This is a genomic window from Yersinia antarctica, assembly GCF_056636475.1.
In genome coordinates this window covers 3,657,032-3,673,005 of record NZ_JBSJQF010000001.1, presented here as the reverse complement: position 1 = coordinate 3,673,005, position 15,974 = coordinate 3,657,032, and the positions used below count along the sequence as shown (strand labels likewise).

The window sequence follows — 15,974 nt, the reverse complement described above, 5'->3', positions numbered from 1 at the left end:
TTTTGATGGCTAACATGTTTGCCTTGATTTTAGCGATAGCAACACTGCTGACAGGGATTATCTGGTGCTTCGAGCGGTTTAAATGGGGACCGGCTCGCCAGGCAAAAATTGCGGCAGTTAATGCGCAAACTGCGGCGATCAAGGCACAAACGGGTTGTGCTGTAGATAATAAGACTTTAGCACAGGCGGCAAGGCAGCCTGGCTGGATAGAGACTTGTGCTTCAGTCTTCCCGGTGTTAGCTCTGGTATTTATCGTTCGTTCGTTTATTTACGAACCGTTCCAGATCCCTTCTGGTTCGATGATGCCAACGCTATTGATCGGTGACTTCATCCTGGTTGAGAAGTTTGCTTATGGTATTAAAGATCCCATCACGCAAACTACGCTGATCCCTACGGGACATCCAAAACGTGGTGATATCGCGGTATTTAAATATCCGCTCGATCCGCGTTTGGACTATATCAAACGTGTAGTGGGCTTGCCGGGTGACCGCGTTAGCTATAATCCAATCAGCAAGGAAGTGACGGTGCAGCCTGCATGTAATACCGGTACTTCTTGTGATAGTGCGTTGCCAATTACTTACAGTGCATCTGAGCCAAGCGATTTTGTGCAGACATTCCGCTATAGCGGCAATGGCGAGGCTTCTGCTGGCTTCTTCCAAATCCCGACAAATCAGGCAGTGCCTGATGGTGGTGTACGTTTGCGTGAGCGCACCGAAACTCTTGGACCGGTGGCACACCATATTCTGACCGTCCCTGGGCGTCAGGAGCAGATAGGCGCTTATTATCAACAACCTAACCAGCCTTTAGGGGTTTGGGTGGTGCCGGAAGGTCATTATTTTATGATGGGCGACAACCGGGATAACAGTGCAGATAGCCGCTTCTGGGGGTTTGTGCCGGAACGTAATCTAGTTGGCAAGGCCACTGCTATTTGGATGAGTTTTGAAAAGCAAGAAGGTGAATGGCCAACGGGTATTCGTTTAAGTCGAATTGGTGGAATTCATTAGTATCGGCTATACCCAGATGGTGGAGTTGCAGCCAGGTAGCAAACGAGCACATCCCGATGAACCGACAAAAGTCAGTAATTCGGGTGACAAATCTGCTGGGAGTAGATTTGAACGCCGCTAGCACTGCTGCAACTTCAAGTAAGCAGGGTATTTAAACGCAGCATTATATTTCCACTCGTTGTAGAATAACCCTTCGAGCGATAAAAGTTGGCTTCTTTATGGGAGCCACTGCAAACGAAACAGTTTTGTCCTGCAATATTGGCGGATCAGACCTGTTCCGTATGCTGTAGTTTTTGACGCATTCTTGATCTATTGGTAACTCATGAACCCCATCGTAATAAACAGGCTACAGCGGAAGCTGGGCTACACTTTTCAACAGCAGGAGCTCTTGCTGCAAGCACTGACTCATCGTAGCGCCAGTAGCAAACACAATGAGCGTTTGGAGTTCCTGGGTGACTCTATATTAAGTTTCGTTGTTGCCAATGAGCTGTATCGTCGCTTTCCCCGTGTCGATGAAGGGGACATGAGTCGGATGCGTGCCACATTGGTTAGAGGAAATACACTCGCTGAAATGGCCCGTGAATTTGACCTCGGTGAATGTTTACGCCTTGGGCCGGGTGAATTGAAAAGTGGTGGTTTCCGCCGTGAATCAATTTTGGCAGATACCGTCGAAGCCTTAATTGGCGGTATATTCCTCGATAGCGATATTCATATGATTGAACGGCTGATTCTCGACTGGTATCGCAGTCGGTTGGAAGAAATCAGCCCAGGTGATAAGCAGAAAGACCCGAAAACGCGCTTGCAAGAATATTTGCAAGGCCGTCATCTGCCATTGCCCTCTTATCTGGTTGTGCAGGTTCGCGGAGAAGCACATGACCAGGAATTTACTATCCACTGCCAGGTGAGTGGCTTGAATGAACCGGTAATAGGTACCGGCTCAAGTCGCCGTAAAGCTGAGCAGGCGGCAGCGGAACAAGCGCTGAAACAGTTGGAGCTTGAATGAGCGAAGTAGAAAAAACGTATTGTGGTTTTATTGCAATTGTAGGTCGCCCGAATGTGGGTAAATCTACTTTGCTAAATGAACTGTTGGGGCAAAAAGTCTCCATCACTTCACGTAAACCACAAACCACACGCCACCGTATTATGGGGATCCATACTGAAGGGCCTTATCAGGCCATTTATGTTGATACCCCGGGACTGCATATTGAAGAAAAACGCGCGATTAACCGCTTAATGAATCGCGCGGCAAGCAGCTCTCTCGGTGATGTGGAATTAGTGATTTTTGTAGTCGAAGGCACCAATTGGACTGCCGACGATGAAATGGTTGTTAATAAGCTGCGCAGTTTACAATGCCCGGTATTATTGGCGATCAACAAAGTTGATAACGTAACAGACAAAACCAAGCTGTTGCCCCATATTCAGTTCTTAAGTAAGCAGATGAATTTCCTGGACGTCGTACCAATCTCTGCCGAGAAAGGGATGAACGTGGATACCATCGCTGGCATCGTGCGCAAGCTTATGCCGGAAGCGGGTCATCATTTCCCGGAAGATTATATCACTGACCGCTCTCAGCGTTTTATGGCGTCAGAAATCATTCGCGAAAAGTTGATGCGCTTCTTGGGTGAGGAATTACCTTACTCAGTCACAGTTGAAATTGAACAGTTTGTCCCAAATGAGCGCGGTGGTTATAACATCCATGGGCTGATTTTGGTTGAACGCGAAGGCCAGAAGAAAATGGTCATCGGTAATAAAGGTTCGAAAATCAAGACCATTGGTATTGAAGCCCGTCAGGACATGGAACAAATGTTCGAAGCAAAAGTGCATCTTGAGCTGTGGGTGAAAGTGAAATCAGGCTGGGCAGATGACGAACGTGCATTGCGCAGCTTAGGCTATACCGACGATCTGAAGTAAGACTTGCCAATGGACGGTTGGCAACGCGCATTTGTCCTGCATGGGCGACCCTACAGTGAAACCAGTTTGATGCTGGATTTATTTACTGAAGGAGAGGGCCGCATGCGGGTGCTGGCCAAAGGTGCGCGGGGTCGCCGCTCCAATCTAAAAGGCTGCTTGCAGCCTTTTACGCCATTATTGGTTCGCTGGACCGGGCGTGGTGAAGTTAAAACCTTACGCAGTGCTGAGCCAGTATCACTGGCTCTTCCATTGACTGGCTCTATGTTGTATAGCGGTTTATATGTCAATGAGCTGCTTTCCCGCGTGTTAGAACATCAAACCAATTACTCTGCTTTATTCTTCGATTATCTGCATTGCTTACAGGCTTTGGCAGGCAGTGATGGATCGCCCGAATATGCCCTGCGCCAGTTTGAATTGGCGATATTGGCTCATCTTGGCTATGGTGTGGATTTTCTCCACTGTGCGGGGAGTGGTCAGCCGGTGTCTGAGACCATGACCTACCGCTATCGGGAAGAAAAAGGATTTATCGCCAGCTTGGTGGTTGATCACTATAGCTTTACTGGCCGCCAATTATCGGCTTTGGCTAACCGTGAATTTCCTGATGCCGATACTTTACGTGCAGCCAAGCGCTTCACCCGCATCGCCCTCAAACCCTATTTGGGGGGTAAACCGTTAAAAAGTCGCGAACTGTTTCGTCAGTTTGTGATTAAGCCACCAGCGGATCCAGTGCCGTAGTAGCAATACCTTCATTTTTAAACTGCCCATCATCAACTTTCCCGTACAGTAACCTATCCGCTGACAGTCTAGTCGGTGTAAACTGCAAGGCACTTATGCGTTTAAGGGCCGGTTTTTGCGTGCTCATTGACCTATTAAAGATGCATCCATATCTGGAGGGCTGTCATGGCTGATTTGTTGTTGGGCGTCAATATCGATCACATTGCGACATTACGAAATGCACGTGGGACCATTTACCCCGACCCTGTTCAGGCCGCGTTTATTGCCGAGCAAGCGGGTGCCGACGGTATTACCGTGCATTTACGTGAAGATCGCCGCCATATCACTGATCGAGATGTACGCATCTTGCGCCAAACTATCCAGACCCGCATGAATCTGGAGATGGCGGTTACCGATGAAATGGTTGATATTGCCTGTGAGTTACAACCGCACTTTTGCTGTCTGGTGCCGGAAAAACGCCAAGAAGTTACCACCGAAGGCGGGCTAGATGTTGCCGGTCAACTCGATAAAATGACCATTGCGGTGAGCCGATTATCTGAGGCCGGCATTCTGGTGTCACTGTTTATCGATCCCGATATGCGCCAGATTGATGCAGCCGTTACTGTGGGTGCCCCTTATATTGAAATCCACACCGGCGCGTACGCAGATGCCACCACCGATTTGGTGCGTCAAGCTGAATTAGTGCGTATCACCAAAGCTGCGACCTATGCCGCAGGCAAAGGGTTGAAAGTGAATGCCGGTCATGGCCTGACCTATCACAATGTGCAACCGATCGCAGCCTTACCAGAGATTCATGAGCTGAATATCGGCCATGCAATTATTGGTCAGGCAGTAATGACGGGCCTTGCGGCTGCCGTTACTGAGATGAAAGTATTAATGCGGGAAGCGCGTCGTTAATGGCGATTTTGGGGTTAGGCACTGATATTGTTGAAATTTCAAGGATTGAAGCGGTGGTGGAGCGCAGTGGCGAAAAACTGGCGCGGCGTATCCTTAGCCCATCGGAATGGCAGCACTATCAGCAGCATCAGCAGCCAATTCGTTTTCTGGCAAAACGCTTTGCCGTTAAAGAGGCCGCGGCCAAGGCATTTGGTACTGGTATTCGTAATGGCTTGGCATTTAATCAGTTTGAAGTTGTTAACGATGCACTGGGTAAGCCGACGCTGCGTTTACATCAGCGCGCGGCAGAATTGGCCGCTGAGCTGGGTGTCAAATCCTTACATGTAACGTTGGCCGATGAACGACGTTATGCCTGCGCAACCGTAATTATTGAAAGCTAGGCCCGTTTTAGCCGCGAATAGTGGTGAAAGAGAGCAGGGGCGTGCATGCGAATGCCGCCCTTTTTGTTATGCGCGAATATATTGTTGGTATTAAAAACGAGTCTTGCTGCGGGGATTACAAACGTTCGGCGTGATGCAGTTGGACAAACTTATCCCACAATTGTTCGTTACTCTCAACCCAGGCAGGATCGATAGCAATCGTATTATCGATAGGACAGACCAACTGGCAGGTTGGTGTTTCGTAATGACCGACACATTCCGTACAGCGCATCGGATCAATCTGATAGATCTCTGCACCCATGGAAATTGCCTCATTAGGGCATTCCGGCTCGCACATGTCGCAATTAATACATTTACGAGTGATCAACAGGGCCATGCTTTCTCTTACCTTAGGTCGGGTATTCTCAACTGCGGGGGATTATACCCCTCTGGTATCCTTAGACCAGTTTTTTTACCAGTGCCGCACTGTGCTTAATACTCGCCTGCGCTCTTTCCAAGTCTTGTTGGATCATCGCCATAAATAATAGATCAGTCAGAGCATATTGCGCGGTGCTAGAGGAGATCGCGGCACTGCGAATCGCGGGTTCTTCCGAAATGGTATATAAGCAATGATCGGCACGTTGCTGCAAACTGTTGGGGGAAAAACTGGTCAATGCCAGCACTTTGGCACCACAACGCTGTGCCTCTTCAGCCGCCAGATTTATCTCACGGCGTTCGCCGCTAAATGAGATAGCCAGCAGTAAATCCCGTGCATCCAATGCTTGTACGGCGGCCAGTTGTGCATGCATATCGGTTTCGGAGACCGCCATAATGCCTATTTTCAGTAACTTATAAGCCAGATCTTTTGCCACCAGCCCCGAAGCACCAATACCGGTTAGAATAATCCGTCGTGCCGACAATAACATCTCTAATGCTTGCGTAAGTCGTTCTTCACTATTGATATCCAAGGTGGCCCGTAGTGCTGCGGCTTTCTCGCTCAGGAGTTTTTCCCCAACGATTTTTAAACTGTCAGTGCTCAAGATCTGATTATGCAGTGTCACTGCCTGTGCAGGGGCCGCGACAATTTCACTCAGGGCTAGTTTTAGCGCCGGGAAGCCTTTATAGCCTAATTTTTGGGCAAATTTAACCACTGCAGATTGGCTAACCCCGGTTTGCAGCGCCAACTTTTGCGAACTAAGATGACGTGCCTGCTCAGGATTGGTTAGCAGAAAATCGGCTAACTTACGGTCATTTTGTGCCAGCGTTGGATAAAGCTGACGAATGCGAAGAAGACTACTCATAAATCAGTTCCTGAATGCGGGAGAACTTAATAATACCCGGAAAGACTCAAGATAAAGGGCAAGTGATGGAGCATAGCACCCTTTTTTGCTGATCATTCGATGAATGGCGCAAGAAAATAGTCGCTTTATAGAATATAATATTCAATTATATATTTAATTTTACGAATTAAATATTCAAAGAGGAATATGTCATGAATCTAGGATCATTGATTTCAGAAAGTCGTAATCCGGCCACGATGGAGCTGGATAAGTTCTCTACGCTCGAAATGTTGACCTGCTTTAATGATGAAGATCGCAAAGTGCCGGAGGCCATTCGTTTGGTGTTACCGGCTATCGCTCAAGCGGTAGATTTAGCCGCGGAGTCCTTAAAGCAAGGTGGTCGGCTCATTTATCTGGGGGCCGGTACCAGTGGTCGGCTCGGCGTGCTGGATGCTTCCGAATGCCCACCGACCTTTGGTGTGCCTCATGGCAGGGTGATTGGTCTAATTGCCGGTGGCCCGGGTGCTTTATTCAAAGCGGTGGAAGGTGCTGAGGATGATATCGCGCTCGGTGTGCGGGATCTGCAAGATTTAAAGCTGATGGCAACTGATATGGTGGTCGGGCTGGCAGCTTCTGGTCGCACGCCTTATGTCATCGGTGCGCTACGCTATGCCCGCCAACTTGGGTGCCCAACGGCGGCTATTTCTTGTAACCCAGACTCTCCTATCGCGCAAGAAGCTCAGGTTGCGATTTCACCGGTAGTAGGGCCGGAAGCCCTCACTGGCTCTACGCGTATGAAGTCGGGTACTGCACAAAAGTTGGTGCTGAATATGTTATCCACTGGGGCGATGGTGAAACTGGGTAAGGTTTATCAAAATCTGATGGTAGATGTGAAAGCGACCAACGTGAAGTTGGTTGATCGCGCTTGTCGTATTGTGGTTGAAGCCACCGGGGCCAGCCGTGCAGAGGCTGAAAATGCCTTATCACAAACCGAGTTTGACGTAAAACCAGCCATTTTGATGATTCTGAAAGGCGTGAGTGCCGAGCAGGCTCGCCAGGATCTACAGCAACATAATGGCTATTTGCGTGCAGCATTGTAAGACTCACACTCAGGGGATTAGCACTCGTTGATAATTGGCCTCGATGCCGCAGGCAAAGTGATGTTGTATTTAGTCGCGATGATTGTCACCATACTTGCAGGTTTCATATTTAACTGGTTTATGGGATTCAATGATCCTGAGGAGTAACGTTTGAGCGCAGAGCAGGCCACATCGACCTTTGAGCAAACTGACAGTAACCGCGAGGGGACGGCCGAGGCATTATCAGAAAACGCCAAACGCATTGTATTCTTTGATCTGGATGGCACGTTACATCAACAGGACATGTTTGGCAGTTTTTTGCGTTTTTTGTTGCGACATTTGCCGCTAAATCTGTTGCTGGTGGTCCCATTACTGCCGGTGATTGGGTTGGGATTGCTGCAGGGCGGTCGTTGCGCTCGTTGGCCAATGAGCCTGTTACTGTGGGCGATAACCTTCGGTCGGCGCGAAGCGCATTTGAAAGATTTGGAATTACGTTTTGTGAATGATTTTCGCCAAAAAGTTACCGAATTTCCCGTGGTCGTGATGCGTTTGCGCCAATATTTGGAGAGCCATGACGCACAGGTATGGTTGATAACTGGCTCGCCGCAACGGCTGGTGGAGCAGGTTTATCATGATTCGGCGTTTATTCACCGTTTGCGGTTGGTCGGTAGCCGCATGGCGCGGCGTAATGGCGGCTGGGTACTACCTCTGCGCTGTTTGGGGCCAGAGAAAGTGGTGCAACTGGAACAGCGTTTGGGATCGCCGCTGAAACTTTATAGCGGATACTCGGACAGCAAGCAGGATAACCCACTATTGTATTTTTGCGAGCATCGCTGGCGGGTCAGTAAAAGCGGCGAATTACAGCAATTAGAATAAACGCCCATTGCAGTCATTCGCCATTTTAAGTGGTTTTGGCTCTAGTGTGTGACGTCATTATCATGGTGGCCGAGCCGCCATATTCGTTCGGCATGCCGACCCAGTAACCACAAGCTAATGCCGAGCAGCAGGAAGAAGATAGTTTTCGGCATCGCATCCCAGAAGAACTCAAAGAAACGGGTATACAAGTTGATGGCCAAAAATGTCAGGCCGAAGCCGCGCAACATGGCATCATCTCGTTTTAGTCCCAGCCAAATAGCGACGCTGGCGGCAATGGCAAACAATAGACTCCAATGCAGCAACTCTATCTGGCGCACTTGATACCAATAGTCCAGGTCACCGTAATTGCCAAAAATAGACAATAACCACAGGGCAATAAACAGATAAAGCAGCCCCATCGCCTGTGACACCCGATCTAGCCGACGTTGTGCCAACTGCGGTTGCAACACCAGTGCCGCTGCACAAAGTAGCAGGCCAAAAGCAATAAAGCGTATCGGGTAGCTCATTCCCAGCCAGTAGGCACCCCAACCGGACAAATAGCCAGTTTCTGCCCCAAACGCATTACCCAGTGACAGCAAGGCAAATAGCCATACTAATGGCGCACGACCAAACCAGCCCACCACACCATAGATGACGGTACCCAACAGCAGTAATACTGAGATGCGGCCACTACCATTATCCAACCACTCACCGAGTTGGCCGATGGCGGCTGCGGTGAATATTACGCCGAGAAAGAGTACGGCTTCATTACTGTAGATCTTACTGGGATCTCGCCGGCGGCGGTTAAAGCCCCAGCCGTAAAATACGGCGGCCAATATCGCCGTGACCACCACCCGTACCGGGGGATCAAAGCGGAAAAACTGGCTTATCCAGTTGAGTAAGAAAGTATCAGCCATCAGGCTGCCAATGGCGATAACCAACGAAGCCAGTGCGGCAAGAAAGGCGTAACCGGCTAATCTGCGCCAGTCAAACGGTTGAACATCGATATTCTGTAACAAACGTTGATGCTCTTCCTCAGGGATAACGCCTTCACTGGCCCATCCATTCAGGGTTTTACGTACTACCGCGGCATTTTTCTTGCTGAGCTTCATGTAGCTGGCTTCCATATGCTGATAATTTATATCAGGAATGATTTATATCCTGCCGGAACATTAACCGATCATTATGGACTGAGCTACTTTATATTGGAGATAGCGGGTATAGCGGTTGTCGCTGGCTGTGTATAATGCACGCCGCCAAAGTACCAGAGAGGTTAATGTGTCTGCTGATAAAAGTTTGTTTTCTGAATTTGATTTACCTGTTGAATACAGTGATGAGTACTGGATGCTACGGGCGTTGACGCTGGCTCTGCGGGCACAAGAAGAGGGAGAAGTCCCGGTTGGCGCGGTGTTAGTGCTGGGCAACCAGGTGATTGGCGAAGGGTGGAATAAGTCTATTCGCGATAACGACCCTACCGCTCATGCAGAAATCATGGCGCTACGGCAAGGCGGGCAGGTGGTGCAGAACTATCGTCTGCTGGAAGCCACGCTATATGTGACGCTGGAGCCATGCGTAATGTGTGCCGGAGCCATGATACACAGCCGGATCCGTCGCTTGGTCTATGGGGCCAATGATTTAAAAACCGGTGCTGCCGGTTCGCTGGTGGATATCTTGCGCCATCCGGGGATGAATCATCAAATAGAGGTCAGTGCCGGGGTACTGGCAGAGACGTGTTCCCACCAATTAAGTGCTTTTTTCCGCCTACGACGTGAGCAGCAAAAGGCGTTGAAACTCGCGCGGCAGTCATGATTCGGCCCATCCGTGGGCCTTGCGTCTAGGAGGCCACTGCTGGCAGCATCTTGAAATCTATTGATTAGTTACGTGTTTTCGCATCATGTTAGTTATTGATTGACCAGCCTGGGCCGACAACCGGATAAGCTTTACCCAGCTCAGCTTCGATAGCGGCATGTTGGGCTGCTTTTTTCTCTCTTTCCTGCAAATATCCCACCAGACTGACCTGATAACGACGGATGTTTTCCACATAGTTATAAGCCTCATGGCCACGGGCGTAGCCATAAGTGGTACTTGGGTAGTAGCGCTTTTGACTCAACATCGGTAGGCGCATTTTTACATCAACCCAACTGTCTGGATTACCATTCTGATTTTTAGTCAGGCGGCGAGCATCCAGCATGTGGCCATAACCCAGATTATAGGCGGCCAGCGCAAACCAGATACGCTCATCTTCTGGAATGGTCTCCGGCACTTTTTGCATTAACCGCTGCAAGTAAATGGAACCGCCTTTAATGCTTTCCTCAGGATCAACCCGGTCTTTAACCCCTAAACCATTTGCTGTGGCGCGGGTTAGCATCATTAACCCCCGCACGCCAGTCGGTGAGGTGGCTTGTGGGTTCCAATGGGATTCCTGATAAGCAATCGCCGCCAGCAGTTTCCAGTCAATTTCCCCGGCATGTTTTTCAAACAAGGATTGGAAAGAGGGCAACACACTGTCGATGGCTGACAGGAAGGTTTTGGTATCGACATAATCAAAGCTACCGACATGGCCGAGATATTTTTCCTCCAGCCGCGCCAGACTACCGTCTTCAACCATCTGGCTGTAGAAATCGAGCATGGCGGCATACAGGCTATCATCGTCCCCTTTCTGGAAATACCAAGTTACTGGCTCTTCATCCGTAACATCAAAGGCAACCGCTAATTGCGGATGGATGCGTTGCAGTAGGGCAATTGTCACCGAATCACCCAGGGTATAGTCAAGTTTGCCGTCCGCGACCTGTTCCAGTAACTCTTTGCCAGAACGATCAACGGATGATTCCCAGTTAAGATCGGGATATTTGCTCTGCTTAAGTTGTTTGAGGGTGGTCATATGGGCCGATCCAGAGGCGACAATCAATTGACCCTTTAGATCACTGAATGATTTTGGTCGTGGTTTACCCAATCGGTATACTAACTGTTGCGAGACTGAATAATAGGCAGGGCCGGTACGCGCCCGATTAAGACGCTCACGGTTATAAATTAGCCCGGCAGCCAGCATGTCTGCATCATCGTTATCAAGTGCATCAAACAAGTCATCAATATTATGATGAGGGGTAATGACGAGCTTAACCCCCAGATAGTCCGCAAAACGGTTGGCCAGCTCATAGTCAAGACCGGAAGGGCCATCCTTTCCGGTAAAGTAGATAAGTGGTGAGCTAATCGTGCTAACACGTAGCTCGCCACGGGCTTTTATACGGTCTAGTTGTCCTTCTTGACTACTGCGCCAGGGAATATTGGGCCACAGCGCGAGGGCCAGAAGTAAGGCAACTACACCGATAACAAAGTAATTTAATTTTATGCGCGTCAAATAGTTATCTCTCGGCAGCGCTCTTTATGTGTGTGTTGTGAAGTAAGAATCGACATGGTTAAAACCCCAGTGGAGTGGCATTTTGCGCAACAAATCGTCAGTGTGCAACTTTATTGCGAGCTTATTTATTCAGTATTGGTGTTCTCTAGATAACGACAATTTCTGACTCAATTATTAATAATAGCTACGCAAACGGTTTCGTCGGAGGCGTAGATTCACTATAATGCCCGCGTTTTCCCCTGTTTTGCGCCAATAAATGCTGCGCCCAATGAAGTGCTGTTCCAGTCGCTTCGAAGAGAGAGAAACTTAGATTATGGAAATACTGCGTGGTTCGCCCGCTTTGTCGGCTTTTCGTATTACCAAACTGCTGTCCCGTTGCCTGGATGCTCACCTTTTGGTGAGTGATATCTACGCCGAATATGTTCACTTTGCCGATGTTAGCGCTCCGTTAAGTGCTGATGAACACGCCAGGCTCCAACGGCTGCTTAAGTATGGACCCTCTCTCCCTGAACATGCGCCAGAAGGGCGTTTGTTACTGGTTACGCCAAGGCCGGGGACCATTTCTCCGTGGTCTTCCAAAGCGACGGATATTGCGCACAACTGTGCGTTGCCACAGGTTCTGCGTCTGGAACGTGGCCTGGCTTTCTATATTCAAGGCCCAGACCTGAATGAAAGCCAATGGCAGCAATTGTCGGCGCTGCTGCATGACCGCATGATGGAAACGGTATTCACCGATTTGCAGCAAGCAGAGCAGTTATTCTCTCATCATCAACCTGCCCCAGTACAACGGGTGGATATCTTAGCGCAGGGCCGCAGTGCACTGGAGCTGGCTAATATTAAGCTGGGCCTGGCTCTTGCTCCAGATGAAATTGACTATTTGCTGGCCGCCTTTACCGGTATGGGGCGTAACCCGACGGATATTGAGCTGTATATGTTTGCTCAGGCAAACTCTGAGCATTGTCGGCATAAAATCTTTAATGCAGATTGGATAATTGACGGTGTTTCTCAGCCTAAGACACTGTTTAAAATGATCAAAAATACCTTTGAACACACGCCGGATTACGTGTTGTCAGCCTATAAAGACAATGCGGCGGTGATGGAAGGTTCTCAGGTCGGGCGCTTCTTTGCTGCACCTGATAATGGCGTTTATGATTACCATCAGGAAGCGGCGCATATCCTGATGAAAGTAGAAACTCATAACCATCCGACGGCAATTTCACCCTGGCCGGGTGCTGCTACCGGGTCTGGTGGCGAAATCCGTGATGAAGGTGCTACCGGGCGTGGCGCTAAACCTAAAGCCGGTTTGGTGGGTTTCTCTGTTTCTAACCTGCGTATTCCCGGTTTTGAACAACCGTGGGAAGAGAATTTCGGTAAGCCGGATCGGATTGTGACTGCGCTGGATATCATGACCGAAGGTCCACTGGGCGGCGCGGCCTTTAACAACGAATTTGGCCGTCCGGCGCTGCTGGGCTACTTCCGTACTTATGAAGAGCGCGTCAACAGTCATAACGGCACTGAGTTACGTGGCTACCACAAGCCGATCATGCTGGCCGGTGGCATCGGTAATATTCGGGCCGACCATGTACAAAAAGGCGAGATAACAGTCGGTGCCAAGCTGGTGGTGCTCGGCGGCCCGTCGATGAATATCGGTCTGGGTGGCGGCGCGGCCTCTTCCATGGCATCGGGTCAGTCAGATGCGGATCTGGATTTTGCTTCGGTACAACGTGATAACCCGGAAATGGAACGCCGCTGTCAGGAAGTGATTGACCGTTGCTGGCAGTTAGGTGACCACAACCCGATTCTATTTATTCATGACGTCGGTGCGGGCGGTTTATCTAATGCCATGCCAGAACTGGTCAGTGATGGTGGTCGTGGCGGCCGTTTTGAGCTGCGTGACATCCTCAATGATGAGCCGGGCATGAGCCCGCTGGAAGTGTGGTGTAACGAGTCTCAGGAGCGTTATGTTCTGGCTGTTGCCCCCGCGCAGATGGCTCAGTTTGATGAAATTTGTCGCCGTGAACGTGCGCCCTATGCCGTTATAGGTGAAGCCACTGAAGAAAAACATCTGACACTGAATGACCGCCACTTCGATAATCAACCAATTGACATGCCTTTGGATGTCTTGCTGGGTAAAACGCCGAAGATGCTGCGTGATGTCACCCGCCTTCAGGCACAGGGTGATGCATTGCAACGTGCTGAGATAAGCATCGCTGATGCGGTCAAACGGGTGATGCATTTACCGGCAGTGGCAGAGAAAACCTTCTTGATTACCATCGGTGACCGTAGTGTGACCGGCATGGTGACACGTGATCAAATGGTTGGCCCGTGGCAGATTCCGGTGGCCGACTGTGCGGTTACCAGTGCCAGTCTGGACAGCTACTATGGTGAAGCGATGTCATTGGGTGAACGTGCGCCAGTGGCATTGCTAGACTTTGCCGCCTCAGCCCGTCTGGCGGTAGGCGAAGCACTGACCAATATCGCGGCCACTCAGATTGGTGAGCTAAAGCGCATTAAACTGTCAGCTAACTGGATGTCAGCAGCCGGTCATCCGGGTGAAGATGCCGGTTTGTACGAGGCGGTGCGTGCGGTGGGCGAAGAGCTATGTCCTGCGCTGGAGATTACCATCCCGGTGGGCAAAGACTCCATGTCGATGAAAACCCGCTGGCAGGAAGGTGATGAGCAGCGCGAAATGACCTCACCGCTCTCTCTGGTCATTACTGCTTTCGCCCGTATCGAAGATGTTCGCCATACGGTGACACCACAGTTACGCACTGATAAAGGCGATAACGCGCTGTTACTGATTGATTTAGGTGCTGGCCACAATGCCCTGGGTGCAACCGCCCTGACGCAAGTCTACCGTCAGTTAGGTGATAAACCTGCTGATGTGCGCGATGTACAGCAACTGGCAGGTTTCTTTAATGCGATGCAGTGCTTAGTGGCCTCTCAGGCATTACTGGCCTATCACGATCGCTCTGACGGCGGCTTACTGGTGACACTGGCTGAAATGGCCTTTGCCGGTCACTGTGGGGTGCAGGTTGATATTCACACCTTGGGTGATGACGCGCTGGCGGCGCTGTTTAATGAAGAGCTGGGAGCAGTGATTCAGGTACGTGCTGAACAGCGTGCTGAGGTGGAAAAAATTCTGGCAGACCACGGTCTGGCAAACTGTGTTCACTATCTGGGCCGTGCTGTTGAGGGGGATAGCTTCGATATTCGCAGTGGCACTGAGGTGGTATACCGCGAGAAACGCAGTACTCTGCGCTTGTGGTGGGCAGAAACTACCTGGCAAATGCAGCGGCTGCGCGATAACCCTGATTGTGCTGATCAAGAGCATCAAGCTAAACAGGTTGAAACTGATCCGGGCCTGAATGTCCAACTGACCTTTGATCCCGCAGAAGATATTGCCGCACCTTATATCATCAAGCAGGTTCGGCCAAAAGTGGCCGTATTGCGTGAGCAGGGGGTTAACTCCCACGTAGAAATGGCTGCCGCCTTCCATCGTGCCGGGTTTGATGCAATCGATGTACATATGAGTGACCTGCTGGCCGGCCGAACTGATTTGCAATCATTCCAGACCTTAGTGGCCTGTGGTGGTTTCTCTTACGGTGATGTGCTGGGGGCGGGTGAAGGTTGGGCGAAATCTATTCTGTTTAACAACCGGGTTCGTGATGAGTTTGAAGCCTTCTTCCATCGCCCAGAAACATTGGCCTTGGGGGTCTGCAACGGTTGTCAGATGATGTCTAATCTGCGTGAACTTATTCCAGGGGCTGAACATTGGCCACGCTTTGTCCGCAACCTGTCTGATCGCTTTGAAGCACGCTTCAGTTTGGTTGAAGTGGCCAATAGTCCATCACTGTTTATGCAAGAGATGGCCGGATCTCGCCTGCCAATTGCTGTTTCTCACGGTGAAGGGCGGGTTGAAGTGCGTGATGCGGCCCATCTGGCGCAGCTTGAGCAGAACAATCTGGTGGCATTGCGCTTTGTGAATAATCAGGGTGAGGTGACCGAGGTTTATCCGGCTAACCCGAATGGCTCAGCTCACGGGATTACTGCGGTGACGAGTGCCAATGGGCGAGCAACAGTAATGATGCCGCACCCAGAGCGGGTCTTCCGCACCGTCAGTAACTCATGGCATCCAGAAGAGTGGGGCGAAGATAGCCCATGGATGCGTATGTTCCGTAATGCGCGTAAGCAATTAGGTTAAGTGAATCAGCTTTGATTGTGATAACAGGGGCATCAGTTGATGCCCCTTTTTTACGCATGCTGATAAGGGCTTAAGATATATTCATTTATCTTTAATAAATTGAGTCATACCCCGTGGTCTGATTCGCTAATGTCATATGAAAGGTTTTGCTAGAAATCTGGTGGTCGGTTGCCAATCCTGTAACGACTAATCGATAGTTCCCAGGTGGCAAGTTCACTAAAAACAAGGTCATATTTTTAGAGCGATTATCAATAAGTGTCGCTGTCTGTGTTTTCTTTTGCTGCATTTTGGC

14 protein-coding genes and 1 pseudogene are annotated in these 15,974 nt (G+C 50.0%); 11 read left to right on the top strand and 4 right to left on the bottom strand.

The genetic code is table 11. From position 1 onward, the window contains the following. Positions 1-5 precede the first annotated feature (5 nt). The 6 genes from lepB (at position 6) to acpS (ending at position 4,927) form a co-directional block, all read left to right on the top strand. Positions 6-1,004, top strand: a complete 999-nt coding sequence (gene lepB / locus ACWJJO_RS16990; protein ID WP_481091281.1) for a signal peptidase I — start codon at positions 6-8, stop codon at positions 1,002-1,004. A 322-nt stretch (positions 1,005-1,326) separates the two neighbouring features. Further along, the gene (rnc, locus tag ACWJJO_RS16985) at positions 1,327-2,007 is read left to right on the top strand and encodes a ribonuclease III (RefSeq protein WP_083163135.1); all 681 of its coding nucleotides are present in this window, start codon (positions 1,327-1,329) and stop codon (positions 2,005-2,007) included. Next, positions 2,004-2,915, top strand: coding sequence for a GTPase Era (gene era / locus ACWJJO_RS16980; RefSeq protein WP_083163137.1), 912 nt, complete (start codon positions 2,004-2,006; stop codon positions 2,913-2,915). Before rnc ends, era begins: the two co-directional genes overlap by 4 nt. A gap of 9 nt (positions 2,916-2,924) precedes the next feature. After that, the gene (gene recO, locus ACWJJO_RS16975; RefSeq protein WP_083163139.1) at positions 2,925-3,650 is read left to right on the top strand and encodes a DNA repair protein RecO; all 726 of its coding nucleotides are present in this window, start codon (positions 2,925-2,927) and stop codon (positions 3,648-3,650) included. A gap of 165 nt (positions 3,651-3,815) precedes the next feature. Continuing rightward, positions 3,816-4,547, top strand: coding sequence for a pyridoxine 5'-phosphate synthase (gene pdxJ / locus ACWJJO_RS16970; RefSeq protein ID WP_083163141.1), 732 nt, complete (start codon positions 3,816-3,818; stop codon positions 4,545-4,547). Continuing rightward, on the top strand, positions 4,547-4,927 hold the full coding sequence (gene acpS / locus ACWJJO_RS16965) for a holo-ACP synthase (RefSeq protein ID WP_083163143.1): 381 nt from the start codon (positions 4,547-4,549) through the stop codon (positions 4,925-4,927). Before pdxJ ends, acpS begins: the two co-directional genes overlap by 1 nt. Before the next feature lie 115 nt (positions 4,928-5,042). Here the strand turns inward: acpS and ACWJJO_RS16960 are convergent, their stop codons facing one another. Together ACWJJO_RS16960 and ACWJJO_RS16955 are read right to left on the bottom strand one after the other, a co-directional pair. Further along, a complete protein-coding gene (locus tag ACWJJO_RS16960; RefSeq protein ID WP_032906988.1) occupies positions 5,043-5,303 on the bottom strand; it encodes a YfhL family 4Fe-4S dicluster ferredoxin in 261 nt (86 codons plus the stop codon). A 61-nt stretch (positions 5,304-5,364) separates the two neighbouring features. Beyond that, positions 5,365-6,207: a MurR/RpiR family transcriptional regulator gene (locus tag ACWJJO_RS16955; RefSeq protein ID WP_083163145.1), complete on the bottom strand. Its 843-nt coding sequence runs from the start codon at positions 6,205-6,207 to the stop codon at positions 5,365-5,367. Between the two features lie 191 nt (positions 6,208-6,398). On the opposite strand from ACWJJO_RS16955, the gene murQ reads away from it, so the two are divergent. The 3 genes and pseudogenes from murQ to yfhb all read left to right on the top strand — a co-directional run bounded on the left by murQ (position 6,399) and on the right by yfhb (position 8,141). After that, entirely contained in the window at positions 6,399-7,286 is an 888-nt protein-coding gene (gene murQ / locus ACWJJO_RS16950; protein WP_083163147.1) for an N-acetylmuramic acid 6-phosphate etherase, read from the top strand. A gap of 51 nt (positions 7,287-7,337) precedes the next feature. Further along, a pseudogene (locus tag ACWJJO_RS16945) lies at positions 7,338-7,433 on the top strand (PTS transporter subunit EIIC); the annotation flags it as partial. A gap of 3 nt (positions 7,434-7,436) precedes the next feature. Next, positions 7,437-8,141 carry a phosphatidylglycerophosphatase C gene (gene yfhb / locus ACWJJO_RS16940; RefSeq protein WP_193784796.1) on the top strand — a complete coding sequence of 235 codons (705 nt, stop codon included), beginning with the start codon at positions 7,437-7,439 and terminating at the stop codon, positions 8,139-8,141. A gap of 41 nt (positions 8,142-8,182) precedes the next feature. On the opposite strand, the gene ACWJJO_RS16935 is transcribed toward yfhb, so the two are convergent. Next, on the bottom strand, positions 8,183-9,232 hold the full coding sequence (locus tag ACWJJO_RS16935; protein WP_083164126.1) for a DUF2157 domain-containing protein: 1,050 nt from the start codon (positions 9,230-9,232) through the stop codon (positions 8,183-8,185). Positions 9,233-9,359: 127 nt separating this feature from the next. Between ACWJJO_RS16935 and tadA the strand changes: the two genes are divergently transcribed. After that, positions 9,360-9,929, top strand: coding sequence for a tRNA adenosine(34) deaminase TadA (gene tadA / locus ACWJJO_RS16930; protein ID WP_481091280.1), 570 nt, complete (start codon positions 9,360-9,362; stop codon positions 9,927-9,929). Positions 9,930-10,017: 88 nt separating this feature from the next. Here the strand turns inward: tadA and mltF are convergent, their stop codons facing one another. Then, a complete protein-coding gene (gene mltF / locus ACWJJO_RS16925; protein ID WP_481091279.1) occupies positions 10,018-11,478 on the bottom strand; it encodes a membrane-bound lytic murein transglycosylase MltF in 1,461 nt (486 codons plus the stop codon). 313 nt (positions 11,479-11,791) lie between these two features. On the opposite strand from mltF, the gene purL reads away from it, so the two are divergent. After that, on the top strand, positions 11,792-15,682 hold the full coding sequence (purL, locus tag ACWJJO_RS16920) for a phosphoribosylformylglycinamidine synthase (protein ID WP_372569478.1): 3,891 nt from the start codon (positions 11,792-11,794) through the stop codon (positions 15,680-15,682). The last annotated feature ends 292 nt before the right edge of the window (positions 15,683-15,974 follow it).